This is a genomic window from Pseudonocardia sp. P-1, assembly GCF_058111925.1.
The window spans coordinates 5,023,460-5,039,526 of the sequence record NZ_CM176614.1 but is presented as its reverse complement, the minus strand read 5'-3'; the positions used below and the strand labels follow the sequence as shown (position 1 = coordinate 5,039,526).

The window sequence follows — 16,067 nt, the reverse complement described above, 5'->3', positions numbered from 1 at the left end:
TGCGCCGCAGCCGGAGCGGATGGGAGGGACCTGACACAGTGGGCCGGATGCGTCTCGTCTTCACCCCGGGGGACGACCAGGGGTACGCCGAGGCCCGCAGCCGCCTGCTGGAGCAGTTCTCCCTCTGGGCCCGCCGCCGTCGCGTCGAGGTGGACACCGCGCTCGTCGCCGCCGTGCTGGACTACAAGTACGCGCGCGACCGCAGGCTGGGCCGCTGGACGCGCTCGCACATCGCCGACGCGCTGGGCATGTGGTTCCCGCGCAAGGTGACCGTGCTCGAGCCCGACGACGTCGCCCCCGCCTTCCACGCACTCATCGACTTCGTCGACGAGCACGACTGGTTCGACCCGCAGTCGCACCCGGCGGACGCGCTGCACCGTCAGGTCCTCGACTCCACCCCCGCCCTGCACGACGGCCTCGCCGACGAGCGAAACTACGACCTCGGCAAGTTCTGGGGCGTGCAGCTGCACCGCCACGGCGTCGACCCCGCGGACCCGGCCGCCGTGCAGCGGTTCCTCGACCGCGCCGGCGCCGGGCAGACCGACGTCGACCGGCACGCGCTCGCCGAGATCATGCGGCGCGAGGCGCAGCGTCCGACCCGCACCGAGTGGAACCCCGAGCTGCCGCCGGTACCGATGCCCGGCGCCGCGGCGCTCGTCGACGCCGCGGAGCGCTCCGAGGCCCTCGAGCTCCTCCGCAAGCTGACCCTGTGGGTGCGGGCGGGGCGCCGACTCACCTCCGACGGCCGACTCGACCGCACCGACGCGCTCGACCTCGCCGCGCACCTGCAGCTCGACCACATCTACCGCGAGACCGCCCGCACCAGCGACGACCTGCCCGAGGTGTCGCTGCTGCTGCGCTGGGCCCGCTCGGCGCGCCTGGTCCGCGTGGTGCGCGGCCGGCTGCTGCCGGTCAAGAGCGCGGGCCCGCTGCTGAACCGGCCGATCGAGCTGTGGCGCCGGGTGTTCGAGTCGGTCGGACGCCTCGGCGACAGCCTGGGCGGGACCGACGTGTTCGGCGCACCGTCGCTGTTCGGGATGTCGATGTCGCAGGCGTTCCCGATGCTGTGGGTCGGCCTCTACGCCACCGGCGGCGGGCAGGTCCCGCTCGAGCACTTCCACCGCCAGGTCCGCGACGCCGTCAACGACGAGGCCGGCTGCGTGGTCGACGACCTCGCAGGCGACGTCGAGCAGCGGCTGTGGCGCCGCGACGTCACGGCCCTGCTGGACGCCTGCGAGCTGCTCGGCGCGATCGAGCTGACCGAGACCCTCGATGCCGACGAGCTCGACGAGCTGTCCCGGGTCGCGCACCGCGACGACCCGGACCCCACGGTCGTCGCGCTGACCCCGATGGGGCTGTGGGCGGTGCACGAGTACCTGACCGAGCAGGGCATGCACCTGCCCGCGCCGGGAGAGCTGGCCGACGAGGACGTCGAGTACGTGTGCGTGCGGATGAGCGGGGTGCGGGCCGACGTCGCCGAGGCCGAGCTCGCCGCGTGGGCGCTCGCGCGCCACCCCCGGGACGCCGTGCGCGAGCTGGACCGCTTCCTGCGCCGCTGCGAGGTCCCGGCGCACCGGGCCCTCGCGCTGCACGCGCTGACCGCGACCGGCCCGGCCGGGCGGGCGGTCGCCGCCCGCCACCGGTTGCACGTCGCCGAGCCCGTGGTGGTGCCGGCGCCGCACCGCCACGTCGGCCCCACCCCGGCGCCCCGCGCGGCGGCCGCCGAGACCACGGCGCCGCTGCCGCGCACCGCGGTCCGGCACAACCTCGAGCCGGCAGGCTGACCCGGATCAGGTCAGCAGGACGACCTTGCCGGTGACGGTGCGGTCGTCGATGCGGGACAGGGCGGTCGCGGCGTCGTCGAGGCCGAAGCGCTCGCTGATCAGCGGGTCGAGCGCGCCGGAACGCAGGTGCGGGAGCAGGGCGTCCCACTCCGAGCGGATGAAGTCCGGGCGGCCCAGCGCGTAGGCACCCCAGCCGACCCCGCGGACGTCGACGTTGTTCAGCAGCAGCCGGTTCACCTTCACCGTCGGGATGTCCCCCGCGGTGAATCCGACGACCATGAGACGGCCGAGCGGGCCGAGGCAGCGCACCGAGTCGGTGAAGCGGTCCCCGCCGACCGGGTCGACGACCATGTCGACGCCCGCACCGCCGGTCAACTCCTTCACGGCGTCCTTGAACCCGTCGACGCCGACGGTGTGCGCCGCGCCCGCGCGCCGGGCGACCTCTGCCTTGGCCTCGGTGGAGGTGACGCCGATGACGGTGGCCCCCATCGCGGCCGCCAGCTGGATCACCGCGGTCCCGATGCCCCCGGCCGCGCCCTGGACGAGCACCGTCTCCCCCGCCCGCAGGCCACCGCGGGTGTCGAGGGTGAAGTGCGCGGTCAGGTAGTTCATCGGCAGGCAGGCGCCCGCCGCGAACTCCACCTCGTCGGGCAGCGGGAAGACGTGCTGCTCCGGAGCGGAGACGGTCTCGGCGAACACCCCGGACATGGTGAACGCGACGACCCGGTCCCCGGCGGCGAACCGGCTGTCCGGGCCCGCCTCGCGCACCGTGCCGGCGCACTCGGAGCCGAGGGTGAACGGCGGCTCCGGCTTGTACTGGTACATCCCCTTGGTCAGCAGGACGTCCGGGAAGTTCACCCCGGCCGCGGCGACGTCGATCAGAACCTCGCCGTCACCGCGGACCGGCGGCTCGACCTGGGCGACGCGGACCGCGGACGGCCCGTCCAGCTCGCTGACCTGCACTGCACGCACGTGTGCTCTCCCTCGTGGTCCGACGGCGGTGTCCGCCGGTCATCGAACCACGGGCGCGGGTGATCCACACGGGCCGCGGGGCGCCGCTACACGGGCTGGGCGTCGCCGTAGCGCGGGGTGCGCGGCTCGGTGAGCGCGTCGCACAGCTCGGAGAGCCGGTTGTCGATGCGGTCCTGCACCCGCTCGAGCGCGTCGAGCTCCAGCATGAGGTCCAGGGCGTCACCGGTGGTGCCTCCGGAGAGGACGCGCTCCAGCTCGGCACGGCGCTCGGCGGCGCGCCGACGGCAGGCGTCGGCGGTGGCCTTGTGGGCGCGCAGGCGGGCACGGGCGGGGTCGGCGAGATCGCGGCCGCCGTTGACGGTGGCGACGCGCTCCTCCAGCAGGTGCGGGTTCACGGGGCCCTCCGATGCGTGGTGGTGGGAACGTCGGCTCGGCGGTGACGTGACCGCCGCCACATCCCACGCTAGACGATCAGCGTGTGCCGCGCATCACATCGGTGTGACATCCGTGGGGAACCGGCCCCGGACGCGCGACGACCCCCGGCGCCTCGGGCACCGGGGGTCGTCGGATGTCGGGTCGGGTCAGTCGCCGCGGCGCGGCTGCGGGATGAGCTCCGCCGGGCCGCGACGGCGCTGGGCGACGGCGTCGGTGGTCAGGTGGTAGTGCCCGCGGCGGGACCGCCGGCACAGGTAGGCCCGCTGCGGGCGACCGCCGAGGGCCTCCAGCTCACGGGCGGCGCACTCGGCCGCGTCCCGGTCCGGGTAGATGACCTTGCCGTCGCTGCCGGTCGCGGAGGCGCCGAACCGCTCGCGCTCGGAGATCTCGCGCCGCCCGGGCAGGCAGACCTCCGGCCGGCCGGACCGCATCAGCCGCGCGTAGCGGGCCAGCACGCGGCCCCGCTCGCCGTCGACCACACCTCGTCCGGACGGCAGGTTCTCCACCGAGCGCCGTGCCGCGGGGATCATCCCCGGGTGCACCGCCGGAACCCTGTCGAACTGCCCGTCCATGTCGCCTCCACGCCGCCGTCACTTGTGGATCGCTCGACTCATCCTGCCTCGTTACCGCCTGCGGCGGACTCGCTCGATCGTGTCATCTGTCACGCAGACACCGGCATAATCGCTCACACAGTGTGACATCGCCTGCTGATCGGCGTTCCGGGGACGCCGTTCACCGCCGCGTCGGTCGTGTCATCACACCTGTGGGTACGGCCGTGTGCACCAGCCTGTACGCCCGTCCGGACCGTCCTATCCTGGTTCCCCGGGAACGCGCGTGCCCCGGGTCGGGGGATGAAGATGGCGATCCAGCCCGAGACGGGTGTCGGGAACGGGGCGTCCGGCGGCCCGCGGTGGGACGAGGTATTCACCCCGTCCGACCTGGCCGAGGGCGTGTTCGACGTGCGCTGGGACCTGCGGCCGCGGTTGCGCCGGTGGCTGGCCGACCAGGGACTGGCCACCGCGTCGGGTCGCGAGACGCACCGTCCCGCGATCGACGCCTGGGCCCTGCTCGACGGCGGCGTGATCGCCGTGTCCGCGGTGAGCCTGCCCGGCACGCCGCCCGGTGCGGTGCCGCTGCCCGGGCAGGAGCCCGCCGCCGGCACCACTCCCCCGCGGAACTCCGCGCTGCTGTCCCCGGGTATGCGACTGATCGGGCACCGCACGCTGCGCCTGGTCGTCGCCCGCCTCGGACTGCCCGGTGGCGACGAGCCGCTGCCCGGAGAGCACCGCGACGTGCCCGGCCTGGTCGAGGACCTGTTCGACACCCGTCGCCGCGACACCGGGAGCGCCGAGCAGGCCGAGCTGCTCGCCACCTGCACCGACCGGACGTCGCTGCGCTGGGTGGTCACCGCACTGCGGCCGTAGGGCGCGCAGAATCGCGCGCGCCCGTACACCTCGTCCGGTTCGACCGGCGCCGACCGTGACGACCTGATCATCGAATGTGATGACCCCGGCGGTCCGTCGACAACGGCTTACCGAGATCGACACATCGTCCGGCGGCGACGCACCCGGCGCCCCGTGACAGGCTCGGCCCTCGTGACGACATGGACCAGCGACGAGTGCGCCGCCCACTGGGGCGTGCAGGTGGGCACCTGGAACTCCTACGTCTCCCGCGGCCAGGCGCCGGCCCCGCTGCCCGACCCCGGCCCGGGCGGCCGCAAGGTCTGGGACGCCGACGCCGTCCGCGCGTTCTCCCGGCCCGGGGTGGGCCGCCGCCGGGGATCCGCCGAGTCCGCGGCCGTGCTGGAGGAACTGCGGGCGGCGGCGGACGCGCCGCGCGAACGTCGCCGCGCGCTGCTGCGCGCCGGGCGCGAGGCCGGCTGCGAGGTCAGCGCGATGGCGGCGGCGCTCGGTGTCTCCCGGCACACCGCCTACGCCTGGTTGAAGGACTGACCTTCCGGCGGAGAGACTGCGCGGGCGTGCGCACCGCAACGGAGGGGGAAGGCGTGCTGGTCTCGACGGCCGTACGGACGGCGACGAAGCGGCTCATCCCGCTGCTCGCCCTGGCCTATCTGCTGAACTACATCGACCGGGTCAACGTCGGGTTCGCGTCGCTGACGATGAACGCCGACCTGGGCCTGTCCGCGGCCGCCTACGGCCTGGGCGCCGGGCTGTTCTTCATCGGGTACTTCTTCTTCGAGGTCCCGTCCAACGTGATCCTGCACCGGGTCGGCGCCCGGATCTGGATCGCCCGGATCATGGTGACCTGGGGCATCGTCGCGTCGTCGACGGCGTTTATCCAGGGCGAGATCGGCTTCTACGTCGTGCGGGTGCTGCTCGGCATCGCCGAGGCCGGCTTCTTCCCCGGCATCATCCTGTACCTGACCTACTGGTTCCCGAGGGTCGAGCGGGCACGGATCGTCGCGCTGTTCTTCCTGGCCGTGCCGCTGTCCTCGGTGGTCGGCGGGCCGCTGTCGACGTGGCTGATCTCGGTCGGCGACGGTGCCTTGGGCTTCGACGCCGGCTGGCGCTTCATGTTCTTCGTCGAGGGCATCCCGGCGGTGCTGCTGGGGATCGCGGTGCTGTGGCTGCTGCCGGACCGCCCGACCCGGGCCCGGTGGCTGCCCGCCGACCAGGCGGTCGCGCTGGAGGAGCGGATCGCCGCCGAGGACGCGGCGGCGGCCGGGCAGGACCGCGGCGTCGCCGCCGCCCTGCGCGACGGCCGGGTGGTGGCCCTCTCGATCGTCTACTTCGGGATCGTGTTCGGGCTCTACGTACTGGCGTTCTTCCTGCCCCAGGTCGTCGCGGGTTTCGAGCAGCAGTTCGGCGCCGACTACTCGCTGGTCGAGGTCGGTCTGATCACCGCGGTGCCGTACGCGATCGCGTCGGTGACGATGGTGCTGTGGGCCCGGCACTCCGACCGCAGCGGCGAGCGGGGGCTGCACGTGGCCGTCCCCGCCGTCGTCGGGGCGGTCGCGATCGCGGGCGCGCTGTACATGGACTCACCGCTGCTGGTCATGGCATGCGTGACCGTCTGCGCGATCGGGGTCTTCGCCGCCATCCCGCCGTTCTGGGCGCTGCCGAACGCGTTCCTCACCGGGGCCGGGGCCGCCGCCGGGATCGGGCTGATCAACTCCTTCGGCAACCTGTCCGGGTTCGCCGGGCCGTTCGTCGCGGGGTGGCTGAAGGACCTGACCGGCGACTCCCGCGCCGGGATGTGGGTGGTCGCGGTGATGATGCTGATGTCGGCGGCGATCGCGGTCGGTTTCCGCCGGACGGCGCAGCGCGCTGCGGCGGCGGACGCAGCCGAGCGGACCGGCGATCGTCAACAGTGATTAACCGGTCAAAGATTCCGTAAACGGCGACGTAACCTCGGTGACCGGGGCGGCGACAGGGGGTCGCGCTCCATTCACCGGGGGGCGACGAGAATGACGGAGTTTCTGCTGTCCGCAGCCGAGGAACAGAGCGGGGCGAGCGGCACGACCATTCTGGTGATCATCGGTGCGGTGGCCCTGTTCCTGTACATCGGCTCACTCTACCTGCACCCCTTCACCCGGTGCGGGCGCTGCAAGGGCACCCCGCGGCAGTACGGCGCACTGGCCACGAAATCGTGGCGGCACTGCGGCGCGTGCAACGGTTCCGGCCGCGAGGTCCGGCTCGGCGCACGCATTCTGGGAATCGACCCGTGAATGCGTCAGTACCCGATCGCACTCGCGTAGTGGACCGCCCCGAAGACGACGGCGGAGCCGGTCACGACGAGGGTGGCCAGCGCGAACGGCCAGGCCGGGCGTCGTTCGACGACCCGCAGCACGGTCATGGCGAGACCGGCGATCCCGGCGGCGGCCGCAACCACCAGCGACCCGCCGACCGAGACGAGCACGGCCGAGGAGCTGCACGTCCGCGGCGGGCAGTAGTCGAGGAACGCGACGAGGAAGACGGCACCGAACACGCCCAGGGCGACCAGCATGCCGGTCACGGCCAGCGCGGCCCCGGACAGCGCGGCGTCCCAGCGGACGATCGGCCGACGCCCCGCTTCCGGACGAGCGGGACCGGTCGACAGCATGACGTCAACGGTACCGCTACCGCCCGGTACAGGACAGATCGGACATCCATCGTCACCGTTCGGTGAGCGGCCGGGCGCTGCCTCCGGCCTGGCACCCGGGGCACCAGAACAGGTTCCGCGTGCGGACCTCGGCGTGCGCGATCGGGGCGCCGCAGACCAGGCAGGGCTGTCCGGTGCGGCGGTAGGCGTAGACGACGCTGGCGCAGACCGCGCCGCGGTCGGGGGGCGCCAGCAGGGCCGGGTCGTGCTCGGGGCGCAGCGTCTCGATCCGGCCGCGCCGCTCGCCGTCGCGGAGCATCTCGGTCAGGTCGTCCCAGAGCAGGGCGAAGGACCGGTCGTCGAGGTCGCGGGCCGGGGTCATCGGGTCCAGTCCGGTGCGGAACAGCGTCTCGGCGCGGAAGACGTTGCCGATGCCCGCGATCACCGTCTGGTCCATGAGCAGGGCGGCCAGCGGGACCCGGGAGCGGGCGAACCGCTTCCGGACTCGCGCCGGGTCCGCGTCGTCGCGCAACGGGTCCTCGCCGAGGCGGGCCCGCAGCTCCTTCACACCCACGTCGTCGAGCAGCTCGCAGGCGGCCGGGCCGCGCAGGTCGGCGTAGTGCGTCTCGCCGACCATCCGCATCCTGACCTGGCCGCGGGGCGGCTCCTCGGGGAGCCTCCGGTTCGGGAACCGGCCCCACAGCCCGAGGTGGACGTGCACGGTGGTGTCCGGCCCGTAGTGCTGGAACAGGTGCTTGCCGTGGGCCTGCACGTCGACCAGCACCCGCCCGTCGACGATCTCGGCGCCGGTGGTGAAGCGGCGCTGCGGGCTGGAGACGGCCACCGGCCGTCCGGCGTAGCGGCGGCGCTGCAGCCGCGCGAGCCGGTGCACGGTGTGTCCCTCGGGCATGCGGAGGGATCCCCCGTGCGGGCGGGTACTACTCCCCCGCGGACACACCCACCGCGTGCCGGGCGGGCGTGCGACGGCGTCCGGCGACGAGCGCGTCGACGGAGAACCGGCCCGGCCCGGTCGCGGCCAGCGCGAGTCCACCGGCGGCGATCACGCCGACCAGCTCCCAGCCGCCCGAGTCGACGAACGGGTTCAGGCCCACGTGCGCGAAGAGGTAGGCCCCCGCCATCGCGACGACGACGGCGAGCCCCGCCACGGTCGTCGCGGCACCGGCGATCAGCAGCAGACCGCCTCCGAGCTCGGCCGCGATGACGAACAGCGCGGAGACCGTGGGCAGCGGGATGCCCATGCCGGCGAAGCCCGACGCGACCCCGCCGACACCACCCGAGAGCTTCTGCAGGCCGTGGGCGACGAGGACGACGCCGACGAGCAGCCGGACGAGCAGGAGTGCGATGTCGGAGAGCGGCGCGGGGAGCGGGCGCATGGGTTCCTCTCGATTGTTGAACTTTCACGCTTACGCTCCCGAGGCTAACAGGATCGTCGCAACGGCGTAGTCGTGGCGGCCTGCTCCTGCCCGCGTCGCCGCACCCCTCCGGTTGCGCCACGGCACGGCGGGAGATCAGCTGGACCCGTGCCCGACTTCTCGACGCTGACCCACCTGGAGTGCTCCCGTACCGGCGAGGTCCTCGACGCCGACACGGTGCAGGGCACCTCGGCCTCCGGTGCCCCGCTGCTCGCCCGCTACGACCTCGACCGGGCCCGCACGCTGGTGACCCCGGCCGACATCGCCGCCCGCCCGCCGGACCTGTGGCGCTACCACGAGGTGCTGCCCGTGCGGGACCCCGCGCACGTGGTGACGATGGGCGAGGGCATGACCCCGCTGCTCCCGCTCCCCCGTGCCGGCGCCCGCCTCGGGCTGCCCGGCCTGCGGATGAAGGACGAGGGGCTGGTCCCGACCGGGGCGTTCAAGGCGCGCGGCGCCGCCGTCGGGGTGTCCCGGGCCGCCGAGCTCGGAGTCCGGGCGGTCGCGATGCCCACCAACGGCAACGCCGGTGCCGCCTGGGCCTGTTACGCCGCGCGCGCCGGGCTCGGTGCGCTGATCGCGATGCCGGTCGACGCCCCGGAGATCACCCGGCGCGAGGTCGTCGTCTCCGGCGGGGAGCTGTACCTGGTCGACGGCCTGATCGGCGACGCCGGGAGGCTCGTGGCCGACGCCGTCGCCCGCCGCAACTCCGTCGGGGCGGGGTACCAGGACACCTCGACGCTGCGCGAGCCCTACCGCATCGAGGGCAAGAAGACGATGGGCTACGAGATCGTCGAGCAGCTCGGCTGGCGCTGCCCGGACGTCATCCTCTACCCCACCGGCGGCGGCGTCGGGATCATCGCGATCCACAAGGCCCTGGCGGAGATGCGGGAGCTCGGCTGGATCTCCGGCCCCCTGCCCCGGCTGGTCGCGGTGCAGGCCACCGGCTGCGCGCCGATCGTCGACGCGTTCGAGGCCGGGCTGCGCGAGTCGACGGCCCCGGCCGACCCGCACACGGTCGCGTTCGGGATCACCGTGCCCAAGGCGCTGGGCGACTTCCTCGTCCTCGACGCCGTGTACGACACCGGCGGGACCGCCGTCGCCGTCTCCGACGACGAGCTGCTCGCCGCCGAGCACGCCCTCGCCCGCGACGAGGGCACCTGGATCTGCCCGGAGGGCGCGGCCTGTGTCGCCGCGGCGGGCCGGCTGCGGGAGTCGGGGTGGCTCGACGGGTCGGAGACGGTCGTCGTGCTGAACACCGGCAGCGGCCTGATCTACCCCGACACCGTGACCGCCGACGCGCCGGTGCTGGCGACGGACGGGCGCATCCCGTGACCCACGGCGACCTCGTCGTGATCACCGGTAGCCTGCGCACGTGTCACTCCTGCGACCCGGATCCGAGCCGTCACCCGCACCGCTCTCGCGGTACTGGCGGACCTACGTGGCCGAGTGCACCGAGCAGGTGCAGCGCTTCCACCGGATCACCACGGTGATCTCGGCGATGCAAGTGCGGACGTGGCTCACCGAGATCGGCAAGCGGCTGGACTCCGAGCTGGAGGCGGTGCAGCGCCTGGCCGCCGTCGGCGACTCGATCGAGCCGGCACGGTTCCGGCTCACCGAGCCGCCCGCGAAGCGGATCGCCGCCCGGCTGAACAAGGCCAAGGCGTCGCTGAAGCAGTCGGTCGACCAGGCCGCGGAGATCGCCGAGCAGGCGGTGCTGGACCCGACCCACGACGACGTCCGGGTGCACCTCAAGGTCCTCAACGAGCAGGTCGGGCGGCTCGCGATCGCCGCCCCGATGGAGGACGAGCCCGCCGACCGCCCGCGTCGCCGCCGGTGGGGCCGCACGGCGTCCTGACCCCGGCGTCCGGCCCCCGCGTCCGGCGCGCGGGTGACCGCGGGCGCCCGCACACTCGGGTGATGGACATCGAGGCCCTGCACCCGGTCGGCGCCCGCGTCACCGGGACGTCCCTGCCCGACCTCGACCCGGACGCGCTCGGGGCGCTGCTCGCCGAGCACGGCGTCCTCGTCCTGCCCGGTCAGGACGACGTCGGCGACGACGGCTTCCTCGCGTTCCTCCGAGGTCTCGGCCCGCTGGCGTTCACCACCGGTGAGACGCCGCTGGAGACCCACCCGGACCTCAACGTGATCTCCAACGTCGGCCGCGACACCCCGCCGCGCAGCTCGTTCCACGTCGACACCAGCTACGTCGCGGCCCCGCCCGCCTATACCGCGCTGCGGGCGGTGACCGTCCCCTCCCGGGGCGGCGCGACGCAGTTCTCCAACCAGTACCGCGCCTACGAGACGCTCCCGGAGCCGCTGCGGACCCGGCTCGACGGCCGCAGCATCCGCCACGTCGTCACCGGGCTGTCCCCCGACGACGCCGGTACCGAGACCGAGGCCTGGCACCCGGTGTTCCGCCCGCACCCGCGCACCGGCCGGACCGCCCTCTACCTCTCGACCGCGGCCCGCTGCGCCGAGGTCGGCGGGATGGACGCCGAGGAGTCCGCGGCGACCGTGCGGGAGCTGATCGAGCACTCGACGCGGCCGGACAACGTGCTGGACCACCGGTGGGCACCGGGCGACGTCGTGATCTGGGACAACGCCTGCGTGCTGCACCGCGCCGACCACTCCGGCGTCGTCGGGGACCGGGTCATGCACCGCGGCATGGTGCGCGACCACGTCCGGCCCCGCGCCGCCCGCTGAGCTCCCGCCGCGCACCCCGGACGCGGTCGCCGCACCCGCCGCGGAGGGTGCGCGGGCCACCTGCGGGGTGCGACGGCGCGCCCCACCGGCGGCGGGAGCCGGGATCAGCGGTCGGAGCCGGGTGGGGCGGTGGTGCGGGCGGCGGCGCGGGTGACGGCGTCGGCGAACAGGTCGGCGACGCCGATCCCCGCGGCCTCGGCCATCGTGACGACCACCGAGGTGCGGGCGAACGAGCAGTACAGCCCGGCCTCCAGGAACCAGGGCCGGCCGTCCGGGTCGATGCGGAAGTCGAACAGCCCGTAGTCGCGGCAGCCCAGGGCGCGGAACGCCGCGCGGGCGGCGTCCTGCACCGGCCCGGTGGCCGGGTCGCCTGCGTCGACGATCCAGGACCGGGCGTCCTTCGCGACCAGGCGCAGGTCGCCGTCGCCGGTGCGGGCGAGCTTGTCGTCGGCGAGGCGGACCGGCTTGTCGACCGCGTCCATCCGGTACTCCTCCAGCGGCAGCCCGACCAGGTGGCCGTCGCGTTCCACCACCGCGCACCGGACCTCGCGGCCCAGCGGCACGAACTCCTCGACCAGGGCGCGGTCGCCGTGGACCAGGGCGGCCTTCACGGCCACCCCGAACCCGTCCGGGTCGTGGACGAGGGTGACCCCGACCGAGTTGTCGGTGTCCACCGGCTTGACGACGGCGGGCGGCCGGACCGTCGGCACCTGCCCGGCGCGCACCGTCTCCCCCGCCGGGACGGCGACCCCGCCCTCGGCGACGACCGCGCGGGCCAGGGCCTTGTCCGCGCCCAGCGCCATGACCTCGGGGGTGTTGCCGACGTAGCCGATCCCGAGCAGCTCGAACAGCGCCCGGTGGTGGGTCATCCCGGGCCGGCAGAACATCTGCGGCACCATCACGTCCACGCCCGCCCGGGCGATCTCGGCGACCGCCTCGGGGAGGGTCCGCAGTGGCGCGGCGGCGATCTGCTCCGGGTCGAGCCCGGCCGGGAACCGCCAGCCCTGCGGCGTCACGTACGCGACGACGAACTCGTAGCGCGCCGGGTCGGCGGTCGCGTCGAGGCAGTCCGCGGCGTAGAGCCGGGACAGGTCGCAGAAGAACTCGTCGACGCCCGAGCCGACGAGGTGCAGGACACGCAGCACGGTTCAGTCCCCCGCCGGTTCGACGAGCTTGCCGATGTTCACGTCGACGGTCACCCACGGCCGTCCACGCAGGAGGTTGCCGAGCAGCAGCGAGGTGATCTGCAGGTGCGGGACCAGCAGGAACGGCAACGGGTCGTGCACGTCGAGCAGTGCCTCCCGTCCGTCGCGCACGATCCGCAGCCGCTCCCGCCACGACCCGGGGTCGCCGAGGAGCCGGCCCAGCTCGTGGTGCAGCCAGTAGGTCGGCCGGGTGGCCGGTGCCGGCACGAGCGTGCCGGCACCGGCGTCGAGGTAGGCCGCGGCGACGCCCGGGTGGTCGTGGAACAGGGTGATCGCGGAGTGGGTGCGCGGGTTGCACTCGATGGCCAGGACCCGGCCGTCGGGTGCCTCGATGAAGTCGAACGACAGCTGCCCGGTCACCCCCAGCTCGCCGCAGAACCGCCGCACCCAGTCCTCGATCGCCGGGTGGTCGACGTGGTCGTAGTTGAGCAGGAAGCTCGACGACGGACAGCAGCAGTACAGGCGGACGTCGCCGTCGCGGACGGTGGCGTGGGTGCAGTACTCCGTGCCCTCGACGAACTCCTGCAGGATCCAGGGGTTGTCCGGTGAGATCGGCAGGGTCGCCACGAACGCCGCGGTCTCGGCGCGGGTCGGGAGCGGCAGCCGGGTCAGGTCGCGGCGGCGCACCGGGTCGTAGCGCAGCGACTTGAGGATCCAGGTGCGCCCCGGGGTGGCGGCGAAGTCGTGGTCGACGACCTGCGCCGGGTCGGTGATGCGCCGCGCCGCGGGCACCGTCAGGCCGAACCCGGCGGCGGTCGCGGTGAACCGGTGCTTGTCGTCGAGCATCGCGACGACGTCGGCGTCGGGGTGCACGACCGCGCAGAACGGTTCGAGCAGCCGCTTGGCGTCGGCGTCGTACCAGCTCGCGACGGGGCTGCACACCGGCACGTACACGTCGGCGCCCTCCCGGCGGGCGATGTCGGCGAGCGCGTGGGCGTAGCCCGGCGCGTCCGGGGCGGGGACGACGTGGAACGCGTCGACCGCCCGGGAGAACCGGTGCCCGGTGAAGCGGTAGCGGGCCTGCTCGACGAGCACGACCCGGTGCCCGGCACGGTGGAAGGCCCGTGCCAGCTCCAGCGCCTTGGTCATCTTCCCGCCGCTGAGCAGCACGGTCAGCGGCCGGTGCGGCCGGGCCCGCTCACGACGGCGCAGGAGCCCGGCCAGCGCGGCGACGCCGGTGATCGCCAGATCGGCGGGCAGGGCGGCGGTGAGCAGGGCGAGGGTGCCCGCGGTACGGACCCGGGTCGCCGCCGTGCCCTCGCGCGGGGCGCCGTCGCGGCCGGTGCCCAGCGCACGCCCGGCGAGCCCGGCGGCGGCGAGCGCGACGACGCCCGAGGCGAGCCGCGCCGGGGCCGGGCCCGACGAACGGGCCCGGCCCCTCACGGCGGTGGTGCGGCTCATGCGGACCGTCGGATCAGGGTCAGCCCGTCGCGCAGCGGCACCAGCACCTGCTCCACGCGGGGGTCGTCGGTGACCCGGCGGTTGAACGCGGCGATGGCGTCGCCGTTCGCCGTCCGGTCCCCGGTCCAGGGCAGGCCCTGCATCAGGGTGTTGTCGACGCAGACCACCCCGCCCGGGGCGAGCAGGCCGCCGTCGAGGACGGTGTCGAGGTACCCGGCGTATCCGGCCTTGTCGGCGTCGACGAACACCAGGTCGAACGCGGTGCCCCGCAGCCGTTCCAGGGTGTCCGCGGCCGGGCCGACCTCGACCCGGATCCGGCGTCCCGCCGGGGACGCGGCGAAGCGGTCCCGCGCGAACGCCGCCACGTCGGCGTCGAGCTCGCAGGCGACCAGTTCGCCGTCGTCGGGCAGGGCCTCGGCCATCGCGAGCGCCGAGTAGCCGGTGAACATGCCGACCTCGAGGACCCGCCGGGCGCCGGTCATGGCGACGAGGAACGCGAGGAACCGGCCCTCGACGTGACCGGACAGCATCTCCTGCTCCAGGGTCCCGGTCCACGCCGCGGACCGGGTGCGCGCCTCCAGCTCGACCAGCGCCGACGACGCCGGCGAGGTGTGCTCGTCGAGGTAGGGGTCGAGGCCCGCGGCCAGGTCCCGGGCCCGGACGAGGTCGGGGTCGGCGCCCGCCCCGGCGCGGGTGACGAGGTCGTCGAGCAGCTCGGCGAGGATCGTCGTCGGTGTGACCGGGCGGGCGGGCCGGGTCGGTGCGCCGGTCACTTCAGCGACCACATGTCCACCCCGCCCGCCGCCGTCGGCAGGTCGGCGACGACCTCCTTGTGCGCGGCCAGGGCCGCGGTCAGCTCCGCGGGGGTGGCGTCGTTGACGAAGTGACAGGTGCCGATGGGCTTCGGCACCGCCGCGCGCAGCAGCCCGGCCCGGGTCTGGGTGATCGACTCGGTGGCCTCGGTCAGCAGCTCAGGGGTGAGGTACGGGCTGTCGACGGTGAGCCCGAGCCCGCTGAACAGGCGGTGGACGCGGTCCCGCTCGCCGGTGGAGATGTAGCCGCGCCGCTCGGCGAGGGTCGCGGAGAACGCCATGTCGACGCTGATCGCGTGCCCGTGCAGCATCGGCGTCTCCGGCGCCAGCTCCAGGGTGGGGCTCCAGGTGTGGCCGAAGGCGATGACCCGGTCGAGGTCGAGCTCGTGCAGGTTGCGGTGCTCCAGCTCGAGCATGGTGCGGACGGCGTCGTAGGTGGCGCGGTGGGAGATCTCGCGCAGCTCCGGCGTGCCGTCCCGGTGCCCGAACCCGGTGGCCAGCAGGTCCTCGCCGTACTTCTCCAGCAGGTCGAACAGGTCGGCGTTCGCCACCGTCGCGATCTTGATCATCTCGGCGACACCGTTGCGGACCTGCGCCTCGGGCAGCGTCGCCAGGAACGAGAAGTCCAGCAGCACGTCGTGCGAGGCGTGGAAGGCACCGAGCCGGTTCTTGTGCTTCCCGTGGTTGACCGCGACCTTCATCGCGACGCTGGCGTCGATCAGGCCGATCAGCGTGGTGGGGATGCGGATGTAGGGCGTTCCCCGCTTGTACGACGCGCAGGCGAACCCGGCGACGTCGGTGGTCAGCCCACCCCCGACGACGAGCGGCGGCTCGGTGCGGTTCAGCCCGAACTCGGCGAACGCGTCGACGATCCTCTCCAGCGTCCGCAGGCTCTTCGCGGTCTCGGCGATCGTGAGCGGGACCGTGGTCAGTGCGATGCCGTGGTGGTCGAAGTAGGCGCGGATGCGGTCGCCGTAGAGCTCGTGCACCGCTTCGTCGACGACCATCAGGCAGCGGCCCCGGTCCCGGTACAGGTCCGCGACGTGCGTGTTCTCCGCGGCGAAGGCGCCGTCGACGTAGGAGAGGGTGAACTCGATCCGTTCCCAGCTCTCGACCCGGAACGCGGTGTCGGTCGTGGTCAGTGTGGGGCTCGGCGGCAGGGTCTGCGCTGCCTGGGGATTGCTCATGTCCTCTGGTCTCCGATCAGGTCGATCCGGGGCGGGGCATGGGACTCGTGGGCACGCCCGTGCCGGGCCCGGTCGGTACGACCGGGCCCGT

18 protein-coding genes are annotated in these 16,067 nt (G+C 74.0%); 8 read left to right on the top strand and 10 right to left on the bottom strand.

Annotated elements, in window-relative coordinates:
* The first annotated feature begins 47 nt into the window (after nucleotides 1-47).
* Nucleotides 48-1,784 carry a hypothetical protein gene (locus AC0GKK_RS24785; RefSeq protein ID WP_489882657.1) on the top strand — a complete coding sequence of 579 codons (1,737 nt, stop codon included), beginning with the start codon at nucleotides 48-50 and terminating at the stop codon, nucleotides 1,782-1,784.
* A 6-nt stretch (nucleotides 1,785-1,790) separates the two neighbouring features.
* Here the strand turns inward: AC0GKK_RS24785 and AC0GKK_RS24780 are convergent, their stop codons facing one another.
* The 3 genes from AC0GKK_RS24780 to AC0GKK_RS24770 form a co-directional block, all read right to left on the bottom strand.
* Nucleotides 1,791-2,756 carry an NADPH:quinone oxidoreductase family protein gene (locus AC0GKK_RS24780; protein ID WP_308819733.1) on the bottom strand — a complete coding sequence of 322 codons (966 nt, stop codon included), beginning with the start codon at nucleotides 2,754-2,756 and terminating at the stop codon, nucleotides 1,791-1,793.
* 86 nt (nucleotides 2,757-2,842) lie between these two features.
* Nucleotides 2,843-3,151, bottom strand: a complete 309-nt coding sequence (locus tag AC0GKK_RS24775; protein ID WP_073574211.1) for a hypothetical protein — start codon at nucleotides 3,149-3,151, stop codon at nucleotides 2,843-2,845.
* Between the two features lie 186 nt (nucleotides 3,152-3,337).
* Nucleotides 3,338-3,763, bottom strand: a complete 426-nt coding sequence (locus tag AC0GKK_RS24770; protein WP_345652480.1) for a hypothetical protein — start codon at nucleotides 3,761-3,763, stop codon at nucleotides 3,338-3,340.
* A 285-nt stretch (nucleotides 3,764-4,048) separates the two neighbouring features.
* Between AC0GKK_RS24770 and AC0GKK_RS24765 the strand changes: the two genes are divergently transcribed.
* The 4 genes from AC0GKK_RS24765 (at nucleotide 4,049) to AC0GKK_RS24750 (ending at nucleotide 6,879) form a co-directional block, all read left to right on the top strand.
* A complete protein-coding gene (locus tag AC0GKK_RS24765) occupies nucleotides 4,049-4,615 on the top strand; it encodes a hypothetical protein (RefSeq protein ID WP_489882656.1) in 567 nt (188 codons plus the stop codon).
* A gap of 171 nt (nucleotides 4,616-4,786) precedes the next feature.
* On the top strand, nucleotides 4,787-5,143 hold the full coding sequence (locus AC0GKK_RS24760; RefSeq protein ID WP_073574423.1) for a hypothetical protein: 357 nt from the start codon (nucleotides 4,787-4,789) through the stop codon (nucleotides 5,141-5,143).
* Between the two features lie 26 nt (nucleotides 5,144-5,169).
* Nucleotides 5,170-6,525 (top strand): MFS transporter, encoded by a 1,356-nt coding sequence (locus tag AC0GKK_RS24755; RefSeq protein WP_489882655.1) that lies wholly within the window; start codon nucleotides 5,170-5,172, stop codon nucleotides 6,523-6,525.
* A 93-nt stretch (nucleotides 6,526-6,618) separates the two neighbouring features.
* Nucleotides 6,619-6,879: a hypothetical protein gene (locus tag AC0GKK_RS24750; protein ID WP_405416447.1), complete on the top strand. Its 261-nt coding sequence runs from the start codon at nucleotides 6,619-6,621 to the stop codon at nucleotides 6,877-6,879.
* A gap of 5 nt (nucleotides 6,880-6,884) precedes the next feature.
* On the opposite strand, the gene AC0GKK_RS24745 is transcribed toward AC0GKK_RS24750, so the two are convergent.
* From AC0GKK_RS24745 to AC0GKK_RS24735, 3 genes are read right to left on the bottom strand one after another with little or no spacing between them, the layout of a single operon-like run.
* The gene (locus AC0GKK_RS24745; protein WP_405416445.1) at nucleotides 6,885-7,253 is read right to left on the bottom strand and encodes a hypothetical protein; all 369 of its coding nucleotides are present in this window, start codon (nucleotides 7,251-7,253) and stop codon (nucleotides 6,885-6,887) included.
* A gap of 52 nt (nucleotides 7,254-7,305) precedes the next feature.
* On the bottom strand, nucleotides 7,306-8,142 hold the full coding sequence (locus AC0GKK_RS24740) for an Fpg/Nei family DNA glycosylase (RefSeq protein WP_489882654.1): 837 nt from the start codon (nucleotides 8,140-8,142) through the stop codon (nucleotides 7,306-7,308).
* A 28-nt stretch (nucleotides 8,143-8,170) separates the two neighbouring features.
* Nucleotides 8,171-8,626, bottom strand: a complete 456-nt coding sequence (locus AC0GKK_RS24735) for a DoxX family protein (protein ID WP_405416441.1) — start codon at nucleotides 8,624-8,626, stop codon at nucleotides 8,171-8,173.
* 147 nt (nucleotides 8,627-8,773) lie between these two features.
* Between AC0GKK_RS24735 and AC0GKK_RS24730 the strand changes: the two genes are divergently transcribed.
* The 3 genes from AC0GKK_RS24730 to AC0GKK_RS24720 all read left to right on the top strand — a co-directional run bounded on the left by AC0GKK_RS24730 (nucleotide 8,774) and on the right by AC0GKK_RS24720 (nucleotide 11,371).
* Complete coding sequence (locus tag AC0GKK_RS24730) at nucleotides 8,774-10,000, top strand: threonine synthase (RefSeq protein WP_476651930.1); 1,227 nt, start codon at nucleotides 8,774-8,776, stop codon at nucleotides 9,998-10,000.
* Nucleotides 10,001-10,040: 40 nt separating this feature from the next.
* A complete protein-coding gene (locus tag AC0GKK_RS24725; RefSeq protein ID WP_062396040.1) occupies nucleotides 10,041-10,523 on the top strand; it encodes a hypothetical protein in 483 nt (160 codons plus the stop codon).
* 62 nt (nucleotides 10,524-10,585) lie between these two features.
* On the top strand, nucleotides 10,586-11,371 hold the full coding sequence (locus AC0GKK_RS24720; RefSeq protein ID WP_489882653.1) for a TauD/TfdA dioxygenase family protein: 786 nt from the start codon (nucleotides 10,586-10,588) through the stop codon (nucleotides 11,369-11,371).
* A gap of 104 nt (nucleotides 11,372-11,475) precedes the next feature.
* Here AC0GKK_RS24720 and AC0GKK_RS24715 read toward each other — a convergent pair whose 3' ends face one another.
* Genes AC0GKK_RS24715 through AC0GKK_RS24700 form a run of 4 tightly spaced genes read right to left on the bottom strand, consistent with a single transcriptional unit; the run spans nucleotide 11,476 to nucleotide 15,976 of the window.
* On the bottom strand, nucleotides 11,476-12,516 hold the full coding sequence (locus AC0GKK_RS24715; RefSeq protein ID WP_476651933.1) for a D-alanine--D-alanine ligase family protein: 1,041 nt from the start codon (nucleotides 12,514-12,516) through the stop codon (nucleotides 11,476-11,478).
* A 3-nt stretch (nucleotides 12,517-12,519) separates the two neighbouring features.
* Nucleotides 12,520-13,977, bottom strand: a complete 1,458-nt coding sequence (locus AC0GKK_RS24710; RefSeq protein WP_489882652.1) for an ATP-grasp domain-containing protein — start codon at nucleotides 13,975-13,977, stop codon at nucleotides 12,520-12,522.
* The gene (locus AC0GKK_RS24705; RefSeq protein WP_251785074.1) at nucleotides 13,974-14,750 is read right to left on the bottom strand and encodes an O-methyltransferase; all 777 of its coding nucleotides are present in this window, start codon (nucleotides 14,748-14,750) and stop codon (nucleotides 13,974-13,976) included. Before AC0GKK_RS24705 ends, AC0GKK_RS24710 begins: the two co-directional genes overlap by 4 nt.
* On the bottom strand, nucleotides 14,747-15,976 hold the full coding sequence (locus AC0GKK_RS24700) for a sedoheptulose 7-phosphate cyclase (RefSeq protein ID WP_476651936.1): 1,230 nt from the start codon (nucleotides 15,974-15,976) through the stop codon (nucleotides 14,747-14,749). Before AC0GKK_RS24700 ends, AC0GKK_RS24705 begins: the two co-directional genes overlap by 4 nt.
* Between the last annotated feature and the right edge of the window lie 91 nt (nucleotides 15,977-16,067).